This window comes from Streptomyces sp. H27-H1 (assembly GCF_026627445.1).
Classification (GTDB): Bacteria; Actinomycetota; Actinomycetes; order Streptomycetales; family Streptomycetaceae; genus Streptomyces.
The window spans coordinates 1-13016 of sequence record NZ_JAPNLJ010000012.1 but is presented as its reverse complement, the minus strand read 5'-3'; the positions used below and the strand labels follow the sequence as shown (position 1 = coordinate 13016).

11 protein-coding genes are annotated in these 13016 nt (G+C 73.5%); 2 read left to right on the top strand and 9 right to left on the bottom strand.

Annotated elements, in window-relative coordinates; genetic code table 11:
• Positions 1-145 precede the first annotated feature (145 nt).
• Positions 146-1387 carry a C40 family peptidase gene (locus tag OTB20_RS15275; RefSeq protein ID WP_267817920.1) on the top strand — a complete coding sequence of 414 codons (1242 nt, stop codon included), beginning with the start codon at positions 146-148 and terminating at the stop codon, positions 1385-1387.
• Here the strand turns inward: OTB20_RS15275 and OTB20_RS15270 are convergent.
• Genes OTB20_RS15270 through OTB20_RS15250 form a run of 5 tightly spaced genes read right to left on the bottom strand, consistent with a single transcriptional unit; the run spans position 1348 to position 6904 of the window.
• Positions 1348-2598, bottom strand: coding sequence for a styrene monooxygenase/indole monooxygenase family protein (locus tag OTB20_RS15270; RefSeq protein WP_267817918.1), 1251 nt, complete (start codon positions 2596-2598; stop codon positions 1348-1350). The two genes, OTB20_RS15275 and OTB20_RS15270, sit on opposite strands and share 40 nt — an antisense overlap.
• Positions 2599-2609: 11 nt before the next feature.
• Positions 2610-3305, bottom strand: a complete 696-nt coding sequence (locus tag OTB20_RS15265; protein ID WP_420716401.1) for a GTP-binding protein — start codon at positions 3303-3305, stop codon at positions 2610-2612.
• Entirely contained in the window at positions 3286-3675 is a 390-nt protein-coding gene (locus OTB20_RS15260) for a DUF742 domain-containing protein (protein WP_267817916.1), read from the bottom strand. Before OTB20_RS15260 ends, OTB20_RS15265 begins: the two co-directional genes overlap by 20 nt.
• Entirely contained in the window at positions 3672-4154 is a 483-nt protein-coding gene (locus OTB20_RS15255) for a roadblock/LC7 domain-containing protein (RefSeq protein ID WP_267817915.1), read from the bottom strand. Before OTB20_RS15255 ends, OTB20_RS15260 begins: the two co-directional genes overlap by 4 nt.
• Positions 4151-6904, bottom strand: a complete 2754-nt coding sequence (locus tag OTB20_RS15250; RefSeq protein WP_267817913.1) for a nitrate- and nitrite sensing domain-containing protein — start codon at positions 6902-6904, stop codon at positions 4151-4153. Before OTB20_RS15250 ends, OTB20_RS15255 begins: the two co-directional genes overlap by 4 nt.
• A 448-nt stretch (positions 6905-7352) precedes the next feature.
• Between OTB20_RS15250 and OTB20_RS15245 the strand changes: the two genes are divergently transcribed.
• Positions 7353-8126: a hypothetical protein gene (locus tag OTB20_RS15245; protein WP_267817911.1), complete on the top strand. Its 774-nt coding sequence runs from the start codon at positions 7353-7355 to the stop codon at positions 8124-8126.
• A gap of 104 nt (positions 8127-8230) precedes the next feature.
• On the opposite strand, the gene OTB20_RS15240 is transcribed toward OTB20_RS15245, so the two are convergent.
• The 4 genes from OTB20_RS15240 to OTB20_RS15225 all read right to left on the bottom strand — a co-directional run bounded on the left by OTB20_RS15240 (position 8231) and on the right by OTB20_RS15225 (position 12740).
• The gene (locus OTB20_RS15240; protein WP_267752026.1) at positions 8231-8671 is read right to left on the bottom strand and encodes a MarR family winged helix-turn-helix transcriptional regulator; all 441 of its coding nucleotides are present in this window, start codon (positions 8669-8671) and stop codon (positions 8231-8233) included.
• Between the two features lie 105 nt (positions 8672-8776).
• The gene (lon, locus tag OTB20_RS15235) at positions 8777-11173 is read right to left on the bottom strand and encodes an endopeptidase La (protein ID WP_267817910.1); all 2397 of its coding nucleotides are present in this window, start codon (positions 11171-11173) and stop codon (positions 8777-8779) included.
• Positions 11174-11200: 27 nt separating this feature from the next.
• Positions 11201-11776, bottom strand: a complete 576-nt coding sequence (locus tag OTB20_RS15230; RefSeq protein ID WP_267817909.1) for a hypothetical protein — start codon at positions 11774-11776, stop codon at positions 11201-11203.
• Between the two features lie 100 nt (positions 11777-11876).
• Positions 11877-12740 carry a sulfurtransferase gene (locus tag OTB20_RS15225; RefSeq protein WP_267817907.1) on the bottom strand — a complete coding sequence of 288 codons (864 nt, stop codon included), beginning with the start codon at positions 12738-12740 and terminating at the stop codon, positions 11877-11879.
• Positions 12741-13016 lie beyond the last annotated feature (276 nt).

Below are 13016 nucleotides of genomic sequence, written 5' to 3'. Positions count from 1 at the left end.
CGACCAGCACGAGGGCGGACCGCAGCAGCTCCGGCAGGTCCAGGTCCGCGCGTAGGCCGACCGGGTGAGCGGAACGGCACGGCCGTCCCGGTTGGGCGATTTGTCATACCGGGCATGGCAGCATCGGCCGCCTGGAGGTGACCCCATGTCACGTCGACGCAGACGTCGGCTGCTTCGCGCCGCGTGCCTCGCCGCAGCCCTCGTCACGGCCGGCCCGCTCCCCGTCGCCCACGCCGAACCCGCAGCCCCCACGGCCCCGGACGCTCTCGCCGCACCCGCAGCTCCGGACGCCCCGGACACACCCGCGGCCCCCGCCACCCCGGACGCACCCGCCACCCCCAACGAACCCGTAGGCATCCTCCTCACCCGCCTCCAGGGCCTCTACCAGCAGGCCGAGCAGGCCGCCGAGGCCTACAACGCCGCCGACACCGCCCTCACCGCCCGCCGGAGCGAGGAGCGCCGGCTCAGCACCGAGCTCGGCAAGGCCCGTACCGCCGTCACCGCCGCCCAGGCCACCACGGGGCGGCTGGCCCGCGAGCAGTACAAGGGGTCGCGCGGGTTCTCCCCCTACGCCCGGATGCTGTTCTCCGGTGACCCCCAAGGGGCCCTGGACCAGCGCCGGGTCGCGGCACGGGAGGGCGCCCGGCGGGCCGCCGCGCTGGACCTGCTCGCCCGGGGCGAGCAGCAGGCCGGCGCGCTCGCCACCGCCGCCCGCAAGGCCCTGGACTCCGAAGAGAAGCTGGCCGCCGAGAGGAAGAAGCGCAAGGACGAGGCCGCCACGCAGCTCAAGGAGGTCGAGCGGGTGCTCGCCGCCCTCACTCCCTCCCAGCTCACCGAGCTGGGCACGCGCGAAGCCGAGCAGACGGCCGGGGCGCAGCGGGAGCTGGTCGAGTCGGGGAAGCTGGGCACGCGGCCCCGTACCCCCACCGCCGCCGGCGGCTCGGCCCTCACGTACGCGACCGCCCAGATCGGCAAGCCGTACGTCTGGGGGGCCGAGGGGCCGGCCTCCTTCGACTGTTCGGGGCTGACCTCGCAGGCGTGGGCGCAGGCCGGCCGCGACATCCCCCGGACCAGCCAGGAGCAGTGGGCGCAGCTGCCGAAGGTGCCCCTCGACGAACTGCGCCCCGGTGACCTGGTGGTGTATTTCCCGACCGCCACCCACGTGGCCCTGTACGTGGGAGACGGGAAGGTCATTCAGGCACCCCGGCCGGGGGCGAAGGTCAAGGTCTCGCCGATCGCGGCGAATCCGCTGCTCGGCGCGGTACGGCCCGACCCCGACGGGTCGCCGCTGACCCGCTTCACCCCGCCGCCGCTGCCCGGGGGCGCGTCGGCGGGGGACGACAGCGGCTACTCCGCGGAGACGGAACCCGCGACCTCGGCCAGGTAGTCCGCCGCGTCCTCGGGGTCGTAGAAGTACGCGTCGAAGTCGGCCGGGTTGTCGAAGCCGTTGGCGAATCGATCCGCCACCGGCTGGAGCTGCCCGGCCGCGCCGATCAGGTTCAGCACGTGCTCCGGCGGGACGCCGAGCATGGCGTTCGTCCACTGGGTGGCGGGCTTGCCGCTGGTGAACCAGTACTTGTCGAAGGTCGCCTTCATCCAGGCCTCGTCGAACGGGTTGTCCCCGTGCATGAGGATCGACGAGAGGTACGAGGCCGCACACTTGGCGGCGGAGTTCGAGCCCTGACCGGTGATCGGGTCGTTGGTGACGACCACGTCCGCCACGCCCAGCACCAGGCCGCCGCCCGGCAGCCGGCCGATGGGGTTGCGGACGACGGGGGCGTACCGCCCGGCGAGCGTGGCGCCCGCGTCCGTCAGCTCCGCCTTCGTCGCCCGCGCGTACTCCCAGGGCGTGTACCGCTCCATCAGTTCCAGCGTCAGCGCGAGGTGCTCCGCCGGGGCCTTCACACCGCCGAAGGCGTCCAGCGGTCCGCCCGGGATCCCCTCCCAGAAGAGGATGTCGGCCCGCCCGGAGAGGGTCAGGGTCGGCATCACGAACAGCTCGCCGACGCCCGGGACCAGGTTGCAGCGCACTGCTTCGGTCTCCGGGTGCTCGGGGCGCGGGGCCAGCCCGTGCACGTAGGACACGGCGAGCGCGCGCTGCGGGGCGTCGTACGGGGAGCGGGCGGCGTCCCGGCCGAACAGCGAGACCAGTTCGCCCTTGCCGGCCGCGACCAGCACCAGGTCGTGGGTACGGGAGAAGAAGTCCAGGTCGGAGACGGACGCGCCGTGGATGACCAGCTGGCCGCCGCGCTGCACGAAGGTGTCGGTCCAGCCGGCCATCTTCACGCGCTGGTCGACGGACTGGGCGAAGCCCTTCAGCTTGCCGAGCCAGTCGATGGCGCGGCTGCCGTCGGGGGCGGCGACCGAGACGCCCAGGCCCTCGATCTTCGGTGCCTGCTGCTCCCAGAAGTTCAGCTGGAGGTCCCGCTCGTGCTGGAGCGCCGTGTCGAACATGACTTGCGTGGACATGACCCGCCCGGTACGGATCTCGTCCGCCGTCCGGTTGGACATGAGGGTGACCTCGTACCCCTTCGACTGGAGTCCGAGGGCGAGCTGGAGACCGGACTGGCCGGCGCCGACGACGAGTATCTTGCGCATCTGCACGTTCTCTATTCGGGAGTCGAGTCGAGGGCGTGGCCCACGAGGGTCATCAGGGATTCCAGTACCGTGACCCGGCTCCGCGCGTCCATGATCACGACGGGTACGCGGGCCGGTATGGTCAGCGCCTCCCGCACGTCGTCCGGTTCGTACGAAGGCGTGCCCTCGAAGTGGTTGACGGCCACGGCGTACGGCAGCCCGCAGCTCTCGAAGTAATCGAGCGCCGGGAAGCAGTCGCGCAGCCGCCGGGTGTCCGCGAGGACGATCCCGCCGACGGCGCCGCGCACCAGGTCGTCCCACATGAACCAGAAGCGTTCCTGGCCGGGCGTCCCGTACACGTACAGGACGAGGTCATCGTCGAGGGTGACGCGCCCGAAGTCCATGGCGACGGTGGTGGTGTGTTTGTCCGGGGTCGCGGACAGGTCGTCGGTGGGAGCGGCGGCCTCGGTCATCACCGCCTCGGTACGCAGCGGCCGGATCTCGGAGACGGACCCGACGAAGGTGGTCTTGCCCACCCCGAACCCGCCCGCCACCAGCACCTTCACGGCTACGGGCGCACGCGAGCGGTCGTACTGCCAGGGCTGTACGGAGTCGTCCGGGTCCTGATCCGCATTGGCCTGCAGGTCCTTGCGCGGGGCCTGACTCGGGTCCAGAGGCGAATCCGGATTCGGGAAGAAGAGGCCGGTTTCAGAGACGGCGGAGCCCACTGAGCACCCTTTCGAGCAGAGCGCGGTCGGGACGGCCACTGCCGTGCCCGGTCCCGTAGACACGGATCCTGCCCTGGTCGGCGAGGTCGCTGACCAGGACGCGGACCACGCCGAGCGGAAGCTTCAGCAGGGCTGCGATCTCGGCGATCGTGCGCATGCGGCGGCACAGCTCGACGATCGCCGGCATCTCCGGCATCCGGTCGGACCGCTGCGGCTCGGACACCTTCGTGTCCAGGGCCGCGACGAAGGTCTCGACGTGCAGGATCTGCGTGAAGCGGGTGCGTCCGCCCGTCAGGGAATACGGGCGTACGCGGGCGGGACGGCGATCGGCGCCGCGTATCGGCAGCCGGTCGGAGGCCGGACTCCTCACGAGGTGTTCTCCATCGACTGGCGCAGCTCACTGCGGACTTCGGGGGTCAGGACGTGGCCGGCGCGGCCCACGAACAAGGCCATGTGGTAGGCGACGACGCTCATGTCGCAGTCCGGCGTGGCGTGTACGCCGAGCAGCGAGCCGTCGCTGATGGACATGACGAAGACGGAGCCGTGCTCCATGGCCACCATCGTCTGCTTGACCGCGCCGCCGTCCATCAGGGAGGCCGCGCCCGTGGTGAGCGAGCCGAGGCCGGAGACGATGGTCGCGAGATCGGCGGACGCGCCGCGGGGGCCCGTCGGGCGGGCGGGTCCGTCGGGTGTGTCGGGAGCCACCGGATCGGAGGACAGCAGGAGGAGCCCGTCCGAGGACACCACGGCCACCGAGTTGACCCCGGGGACCTCCTCCACGAGGTCGGTCAGCAGCCACTGAAGGTTGCGGGCCTGGGTGCTCAGTCCGTACGTACTGGACGCGTTCATGTGCGTGCCTCCTGTGCGGTGTCCCCCCGGTCGGTCTGCCCCTGGTCCTGCGGTCGGTCCTGCGGCGGGTCCTGCCGTTCCTGGGCGAGCTCGGCCTCCACGACGCGCCGGCCGTCCTGGGCGCCCCGGTAGAACCCGCCGAGACGGCGGCGCAGCTCCCCGGCGTCCACCCGGCCCGGCTCGGGGCGTGCCTCGTCCCCGCGCCCGGCGGCCACCACACGGGGAGTCCGCTTGGGCAGCCCCTTGTCGGTGACGACTTCCCCGGACGGGGTCCCGGACGGGGCCTGCTCGGGGAATACCTGCTCGGCGGGCACCTCGGCCTGCGCCGGTACGCGGAACACCTGCTCCGTGGGCGGCAGCTGCCCGGCCGGGGGCGCGAAGTCCGCCGGAGCGGGCTCCGGAGCCACTCGGGCGGGCGGCTCCGCGGCGGGAGCCTGCGCGGTCTCGTGCGCGGGCTCGGGCTCGGGGAAACCGGAGGGGGCAGGCTCCGGCTCGGGGAAACCGGAGGGGGCAGGCTCCGGCTCGGGGAAGCCGAAGGGGGCGGGCTCCGGCTCGGCCGGAGCCGCCGGGGCGTCGGTCGTGTGGGCGGCGGCAGGGCCCCGTACGCGGAAGGGGAGTGTGTTCTCGTTGGCCTCCGCGATCACCCCGGGCAGGTGCAGCGCGGGGGCGCCCGGCGCGCCCAGGGTGTGGACCGGTGAAGGCGGCGGGGTGGCGGGCAGCAGCGCCGCCGGTACGACGACCAGGGCCTCCGTGCCGTTGTTCCGCGAGGTGCGCAGCTCCGCGCTCACCCCGTGCCGGGCCGCGAGCCGCCCGGCGACGTACAGGCCGAGGCCCAGGCCGTGTTCCGACTCGGGCTCCTCGTCGTACGCCTCCGGGGTGGCCAGCCGCTGGTTCAGCGTGGCCAGCCGGTCCCCGGTGATCCCGATGCCCTCGTCGACGACGGACAGCACCACGTCGCCGGAGTCGAGCAGCCATCCGGACACCTTCACCTTGGCGTCCGGCGGCGAGAAGGTCGTCGCGTTCTCCAGCAGCTCCGCCAGTACGTGCGAGATGTCGTCGGCCGCGTGCCCGGCCACCTGCGTGTACGAGGGCAGCGCCCCGAGGTCTACGCGCTCGTAGCGTTCGATCTCGCTGACCGCCGCCCGCATGACGTCGACCAGCGGCACGGGCAGGCCCTGGCCGTGGCCGTGTTCCTGGCCGGCGAGGACGAGCAGGTTCTCGTTGTGGCGGCGCATCACGGTCGCCAGGTGGTCGAGCTTGAAGAGGGTGGAGAGGCGGTCCGGATCCGGCTCCTCGGACTCCAGTTCCTCGATGACGGCGAGTTGGCGCTCGACCAGCCCCAGGGTCCGCAGGGACAGCGATACGGAGGTGGTCGACATGATGCGGCGGTGCTCCTCCAGCCCCGCCCGCAGCTGCGAGAGTTCGTCCTCCAGAGCCTCCCGGCCGGCCGAGAGCGCCTCGGTGCGGCCGACGAGGCGGCGCCGGTCGGCGTCGAGTCCGGCGATGCGGGTGTGCAGGGAGACCGTCTGGTCGCGTACCGCGTTGAGGTGGCGCACCACCTCGGCGAACTCGTCGTTGCGGCCCGTGAACCGGACCGGTTCCACCGAGCCCTCCGGCGTTGCCAGCCGCGCCGCGCCGCGCCGCAGGACCGACAGCGGGCGGGTCAGGGAGCGGGCGATGGCAGTGGAGATGCCGAGGGTGACCAGGAACAGCACGCCGAGGAAGGCGAGCATGACCTCCAGGGCGGTCACGTCGTCGTCCCGTAGTACGGCGAGGCTGGTGGCGCGTTGGCCGGCGAGGGTGGCCTCGACCGAGCGCATCCGGTCGACGCGGGCGGTGAGGGCCGATCCGACGGTGGCGGGATCGAGTTTGCGGTCGGCGGTGGAGAGGGTCGGCCGGTCGGTGAGCCGCTTGAGGTAGTCGTCGGCGGTCTTGACCTCGGGTCCGGTGACGGTGGCGGCGAGACCCTGGCGTACGTCGGGGCGCGCGGCCCGCGCGAAATCGTCGAGCGCGCCCTGCTCCTGTACGCGCGCCCGCTGGGCGGCGGCGGCGAGCTCGTCCACGGCGGCGGCGTCCGTCTGCTGCTCACCGCGGGGCACGGACAGCGCGGCGAGCAGTAGTCCGCGGGTGGCGGAGGCCTGCTCCACCGCCTGGCCGAGGGGGGCCATCGGGCGGGTGGTGACGAGGGCGTCCGTGGCGCGCGGCGGGGTCAGTTCGGCGAGCCGGCCGCTCGGTGCGAGGAGTTCGGCGATGACGCCGGAGTAGGCCTGGTGGGCGGCGAGGGCGCTGCCCTTGCCCTCGACGGCCTCGGCGCGGACGGCGTCGACCCGGCCGAGGGCGAGGGCGAGTTCCTCGTCGGCGTCGGCCTGGACCTCGGCGAGCTGGCGGTCGGTGCCCGCGGCGCGTTCCCGGACCGCGGCCCGCCCGCCCTGGGCGCCGCCGGAGCGGCCCTTGGCCACGTACGCGGTGACGGCGTCGCGCTCGTCCGCGACCAGGTGGGCCAGGGTGAGGGTCTGCCGGCTCCGGTCGGCGAGGGTGACCAGGCGCTGGGAGTCGTTCAGGTCCGCCGAGGCGGACAGGACGGCGGGCGTTCCCGCCGCGAGGACGGCGAGCCCGGCCACGGCGACCCCGATGACCAGCCTGCGACGCACGCGGACGCGACGCCCCGCGGGAGCGGTCGCGGCGACCGGGCCGTCGGGTGCGGTGCCGTTCGCGGCGGTGCCGTTCTTCCGAGGCCGCTTCTTCTGCACCGGTGCTCGCAATCCTGTTTACGTGTGCTGCTCGTGCTTGTTGCCTGTTACTTGCTGCCTGCTGCTTGCGTGCGTCTGCTCGTGCGGGGCCGGGTGACGGCCGGTCAACGCGTGACGGTCCCCCGCCCTCGTTGTACCGCCGTGCCGTACCGCAGCACCGCCTCAGACCCTCGCAGTGCGTTGGGGAGAGGGCTGCGCATCGCCCGCCCGGCCACACGAAGGAGTGAACAGTACGGAGGAGTTGGCGACCAACTCGTCGATCGGGTGTCAGAGCCCGGCCATGGACGGGTGGTTGAAAGATGGATGCGGCTTTTGGCAGGATGCCCGCCCACATACCGCCGGTCACCCCGCTGGCCCCAGGGGCTTCTTCCGGCCCACCCACCCCATTTGGTACGGACCTTCACCGGGCCTTCCCCCTTACGGAGTGCCGCGCGGGCAGAATGTCCGCATGCGCATCGATCTCTCATCCGCCCCCGGCAATCCGGAACGCCCCAACGAGGACTGGCTGTCGGCCGCGATTCCCGCCTCGGGCGGCGGAGTCCTGGTCGCCCTCGACGGGGTCACGCCGCCGCCGGGCGACGTCGGATGCGCGCACGGAGTGCCGTGGTTCGCGGCCCGGCTGGGTGGCCGATTGACCGAACTGTCCGGATCGCGCCGGGACATGCCCCTCGACCGCGTTCTTGCCGAGGCCATCGGTGCCACCGCGGACACCCATCGCCACACGTGTGACCTTTCTCACGTCCGGACGCCACAGGCGACGGTGGTCGTGGTCCGCTGGGACGAGTCCTGCGTCGAACACCTCGTGCTCTCGGATTCCGTACTCCTCCTCCAGGCTCCCGGAGGCGGGGTGCGCGCGGTCCTCGACGACCGGCTGGACCGGATCCCGCGCGAGCGGCTGCGTACGGAAGCCTCCGCCGACGCGCTGCGCAACACGGAGGGCGGCTTCTTCACCGCCGCCGCGGACCCGGCGGTGGCAGCCCGGGCGGTGACCGGGCGGACGCCGCGCGCGCAGGTCCGGGCGGTGGCGGCGCTCACGGACGGGGCCAGCCGCTGGACGGACACCTTCGGGGAGGGCGACTGGGCGCAGTGCCTGGCGGTGCTGAGCAAGGAGGGTGCGCAGTCCCTGATCGACCGGGTCCGCACACTGGAATCGGACCCTGACCGGTCGCACTCCCGCGGCAAGCGCCACGACGACGCGTCGGCGGCTTATGCGGAGCTGTAGGGGTCGTGAGGGGCCGGGGTCGTGAGGGGCCGGGGTCGTGAGGGGCCGGGGTCGTGAGGGGCCGGGGTCGTGAGGGGCCGGGGTCGTGAGGCAGGCTCCGCCTGCTACTCCGCGCCCGCGTTCAACTGGTTCAGGAGCCGCGCCAGTTCCGCCACTTCGCCGCGGTCCCAGTCCGCGAGCTTGCGCATGTACTGCTCGCGCCGGGCGCCGCGGACCCGAAGGAAGCGCTCCCGGCCCTCTTCCGTGAGCCCGACCAGGAAGGCCCGGCCGTCCGCCGGGTCCGGCTCGCGGGCCAGCAGGCCCAGCACCTCCAGGGCCCGCAGCTGCCGGCTCATCGTGGCCTTGCCGACCCCGAAGTACGCGGCGAGCTCGGTGGCCCGCTGCCGCCCGGCGGCCTCCAGGCGTACGAGGAGCCCGTAGGCGGCCGGCTCCAGCTCCGGGTGCAGGGCGCGGGCCATCTCCCCGGAGGAGGCCCGGGCCCGCCGGAGGAAGACGGACAGCTCCCGCTCCAGGGCAAGGAACTCCTGGTCTTCGGTCCCGTGCACGGCCCGCTCCTTCGCTGGTGTGTGGGCCGCCAGTATTTCGCAGCGGGTACGCCGGGGACCCGGGGCCCCGCCGGAGCGGGACACCCGGGCCCCCGGCCCGCCGGATCAGGCCACGGCGGCTGCCGGGACCGTGTCCGCGACGAGGGCCAGCTCCAGGACCTGGCGTACGTCCGTCACCGGGTGCACCGACAGCCCCTCCAGTACCTCGGCCGGCACGTCGTCCAGGTCGGCTTCGTTCCGCTTCGGGATGATGACGGTGGTCAGCCCGGCCCGGTGGGCGGCCAGCAGCTTCTGCTTGACCCCGCCGATCGGCAGTACCCGCCCGGTCAGCGAGACCTCGCCGGTCATGGCCACGTCCGTGCGGACCTGGCGCCCCGACAGCAGCGAGGCCAGCGCCGTCGTCATCGTGATGCCCGCGCTCGGACCGTCCTTGGGCACCGCGCCCGCCGGGAAGTGGATGTGCACGCCCCGGTCCTTCAGGTCGGCGACCGGGAGTTCCAGTTCGGCGCCGTGCGAGCGCAGGAAACTGAGCGCGATCTGCGCCGATTCCTTCATCACGTCTCCGAGCTGGCCGGTCAGCGTGAGCCCGGCCGCGCCCGTCTCGGGATCGGCGAGCGAGGCCTCGACGAACAGGACGTCACCGCCCGCCCCGGTCACGGCGAGGCCGGTGGCCACGCCGGGTACGGCGGTGCGCCGCTCGGCCGGATCCTGCGCGGACTCCGGTACGTGGTGCGGCCGTCCGATGAGCTCCCGCAGATCGCCGGCGCCGATCCGCAGCGGCAGCTCGCGCTCCCCCAGTTCGTGCTGGGAGGCCACCTTGCGCAGCAGCCGGGCGATGGAGCGCTCCAGGGTGCGTACGCCCGCCTCCCGGGTGTACTCCCCCGCCAGCTTGCGCAGGCCGTCCTCCTCCAGGACCACTTCCTCCGCGCCCAGGCCGGCCCGCTCCAGCTGCCGGGGCAGCAGGTGATCGCGGGCGATGACGACCTTCTCGTCCTCGGTGTAGCCGTCGAGGCGGACCAGTTCCATCCGGTCGGCCAGGGCCTCGGGGATGGCCTCCAGGACGTTCGCGGTGGCCAGGAACACCACGTCGCTCAGGTCCAGTTCCACCTCCAGGTAGTGGTCCCGGAAGGTGTGGTTCTGGGCGGGGTCGAGGACCTCCAGCAGCGCCGCCGCCGGGTCTCCACGGAAGTCCGAGCCCACCTTGTCGATCTCGTCGAGCAGGACGACCGGGTTCATGGACCCGGCCTCCTTGATCGCCCGTACGATCCGGCCGGGCAGCGCGCCCACGTACGTACGCCGGTGCCCGCGGATCTCGGCCTCGTCGCGGACTCCGCCGAGGGCCACGCGGACGAACTTGCGCCCCATGGCGTGGGCCACGGACTCCCCGAGGGAGGTCTTTCCGACTCCCGGAGGGCCTACGAGGGCCAGCACGGCCCCTCCCCTGCGCCCACCGACGACACCCATCCCGCGCTCGGAGCGGCGCTTGCGCACCGCCAGGTACTCGGTGATCCGGTCCTTCACGTCGCTCAGCCCGGCATGCTCCGCGTCCAGCACGGCCCGGGCGCCCCGGATGTCGTACTCGTCCTCGGTCCGCTCGTTCCAGGGCAGTTCGAGCACGGTGTCCAGCCAGGTGCGGATCCAGGAGCCCTCGGGGGACTGGTCGCTGGAGCGCTCCAGCTTGTCGACTTCCTTGAGGGCGGCCTCCCGTACCTTCTCGGGCAGGTCCGCGGCCTCGACGCGGGCCCGGTAGTCGTCGGACTCCTCCCCGTCCTTCTCCCCGTTGAGCTCGCGCAGTTCCTTGCGTACGGCTTCCAGCTGGCGCTGCAGCAGGAACTCGCGCTGCTGCTTCTCGACGCCGTCCTGGACGTCCTTGGCGATGGACTCGGCGACGTCCTGTTCGGCGAGGTGGTCGCTGAGCGCCTTGACGGCGAGCCGCAGCCGGGCGACGGGGTCGGCCGTCTCCAGCAGCTCCACCTTCTGCTCGACGGTCAGGAACGGGGAGTAGCCGGAGTTGTCCGCGAGGGCGCCGACCCCCTCGATCTGCTGCACCCGGTCCACGACCTGCCAGGCCCCGCGCTTCTTGAGCCAGCTGGTGGCGAGTGCCTTGTACTCGGTGACGAGCTCGGTGACGGCTCCGGGCAGCGGATCGGGGACGGCCTCGTCCACGGTCTCGCCCTCGACCCAGAGCGCGGCACCGGGACCGGTCGTACCGGCCCCGATACGGACCCGCCCGCGCCCCCGGATCAGCGCCCCCGGATCCCCGTCGGACAGCCGCCCCACCTGCTCGACGGTCCCGAGCACCCCGGTCGCGGCGTACCTCCCGTCGACCCGGGGTACGAGCAGCACCTGCGGCTTGCCCTCCGCGGCGGCGGCCTGCGCGGCCTCCACGGCGCCCCGCACCTCGGCGTCGGACAGGTCCAGCGGGACCACCATCCCGGGCAGCACGACCTCGTCGTCAAGCGGCAGCACGGGCAGGGTGAGCGTTACGGACGTCGAAGCCATGATCTTCCCTCCGGCAGTGAAGTTGAGCTATGCCGACTCAATGCACGTGCGCGCCCCAATGTTCCCCAACGGCCGTTCGCCGGGGGCGAACAGGAGGGGGAGAGGCCCGCGGACCCGCCGGGGGCCCCGGTCCACGGTGGCGCGCGCGTGCTCAGGAAGCCGAGATCCGGATGTCGCCCGACGCGGTGCGCACCACGAGGCGGGAGGCGGCGGTCGGGGTCCCGGGAGGGTGATGCCGCGGCTGCCGGAGGAGGTCGAGCCCGCGGAGGTGCGGACCTTCAGCGGGCCGGCGATCCGGTCCGCCCGGACCGAGCCGGAGGAGGTGGCGAGGCCGGCCGCGGCCACCCCCGCCACAGTGACGCGGCCGCTGCTGCTCTCGGCGGCGACCACCTCGATGGATCCGCTGCGGGCGTCCGCCACCTCGACCGCGGTGACGGTTCCGGCCACCGCGGTATCGGCGCTCGCTGTCTTGCCGGGCCCTCCGCCGGAGACGAGCGAGCCGAAGCAGCAGCCGGTGAGCAGCAGTCCGGCGGCCAGCGCCGCGGCGGTGTACGTGGCGGTGGTGGTGGCCTTCTTGACGTGCGGGCGCGTCTTCGTGGTCATGGCGTCGATCGTGCCCGTACGGGGCCGCGGGGGCATGGGGCCCCCGTCCGGCCCGGGCGTAACCCCCGCCCGGCCTGATCCGAAGACGGGCTCCGGATCCCTAACTCCCCTGTACGACCGGCCGGTCCGGGGACGGCATGCCCCACTCGCTCCAGGAGCCGTCGTACACCGCGAGGTTCTCGTACCCGGCGAGGTCGGCGCCGAGTGCGAGCACGCAGGCGGTGACCCCCGATCCGCAGCTGAAGTACAGCCGCTCCCGCTCCCCCGCCACCGCGCCGAAGGCCGTGCGGAGCTCCGCGGCGGGGCGCATCAGGCCGTCGGGGCGCTGCAGTTCGCCGAAGGGGAGGCTCGCCGCGCCCGGCATGTGGCCCCCGCGCAGGCCCGGGCGGGGCTCGGGGGCGGTGCCGGCGAAGCGTTCGCGGGTACGGGCGTCGAGCACCGCGGCGGCCGGATCGGCCAGGGCCGCCGACACGGTGGCGGCGTCCACCAGCAGCCCGAAGCGGGGCCGGGCCGTGAAGGAACCGCGGGGGCCCTCGTACTCCGGTCGGCGCTGCTCCACGGGCCGCCCGGCGGCGAGCCACGCGGGCAGCCCGCCGTCGAGGACGGCGACCCTCTCGAAGCCCATGGCGCGCAGCATCCACCAGGCGCGGGCGCTGGAGTAGATCCCGGCGCCGTCGTACGCGACGACCGTGCTGGTGTCGTCGACGCCGAGTGCGCGCATGGCCCCGGCGAAGGCCGCGGGGCCGGGCATGGTGTGCGGGGCGGCGGCGGTGTGGTCGGACAGCGCGCCGTCGAGGTCGAAGGGGCGGGCCCCCGGAATGCGCCGGTCCGTGTCGCGGTGCGCCCCGACCGAGGCGTCGAAGACGACGAGTCCGGGTGTACCGAGGCGCTCCCCGAGCCAGTCGCCGTCGACGAGCGGACCGGGCGGCACGAGGGAGTGGGGGTGGGGGTGGGCTGCGTCCATACGGCACCTCCGGCAGAAGTCGGCGGGCCCCGGCGAAGGCGGCGGCCCGCCGCCCATCCTCCTACGGCCCGTCTCCCGCCAACGCACCCGCCTCCCGCACGCGTTGCCCGCGGCGAGCCGGGCCCCGGGGCCCGGCTCGCCGACCTAGTGCTGTGACCGGAAAGGTTTGCCGGGTCGCGGCGCCCGGCACGGCACCTCTCCCCCAGCTACCGCTGGGAGGTGCCCCCTGCGTTGTCGGACCCCGCCGGTACGGCCAGTACGGGTCGTGGTCCTCCG

Excerpts from the sequence above, each read along its gene's own strand:
- OTB20_RS15275 (WP_267817920.1), top strand. The coding sequence starts at position 146 with ATGTCACGTCGACGCAGACGTCGGCTGCTTCGCGCCGCGTGCCTCGCC.
- OTB20_RS15270 (WP_267817918.1), bottom strand. The coding sequence starts at position 2,598 with ATGCGCAAGATACTCGTCGTCGGCGCCGGCCAGTCCGGTCTCCAGCTC.
- OTB20_RS15255 (WP_267817915.1), bottom strand. The coding sequence starts at position 4,154 with ATGAACGCGTCCAGTACGTACGGACTGAGCACCCAGGCCCGCAACCTT.
- OTB20_RS15245 (WP_267817911.1), top strand. The coding sequence starts at position 7,353 with ATGCGCATCGATCTCTCATCCGCCCCCGGCAATCCGGAACGCCCCAAC.
- lon (WP_267817910.1), bottom strand. The coding sequence starts at position 11,173 with ATGGCTTCGACGTCCGTAACGCTCACCCTGCCCGTGCTGCCGCTTGAC.
- OTB20_RS15230 (WP_267817909.1), bottom strand. The coding sequence starts at position 11,776 with ATGACCACGAAGACGCGCCCGCACGTCAAGAAGGCCACCACCACCGCC.
- OTB20_RS15225 (WP_267817907.1), bottom strand. The coding sequence starts at position 12,740 with ATGGACGCAGCCCACCCCCACCCCCACTCCCTCGTGCCGCCCGGTCCG.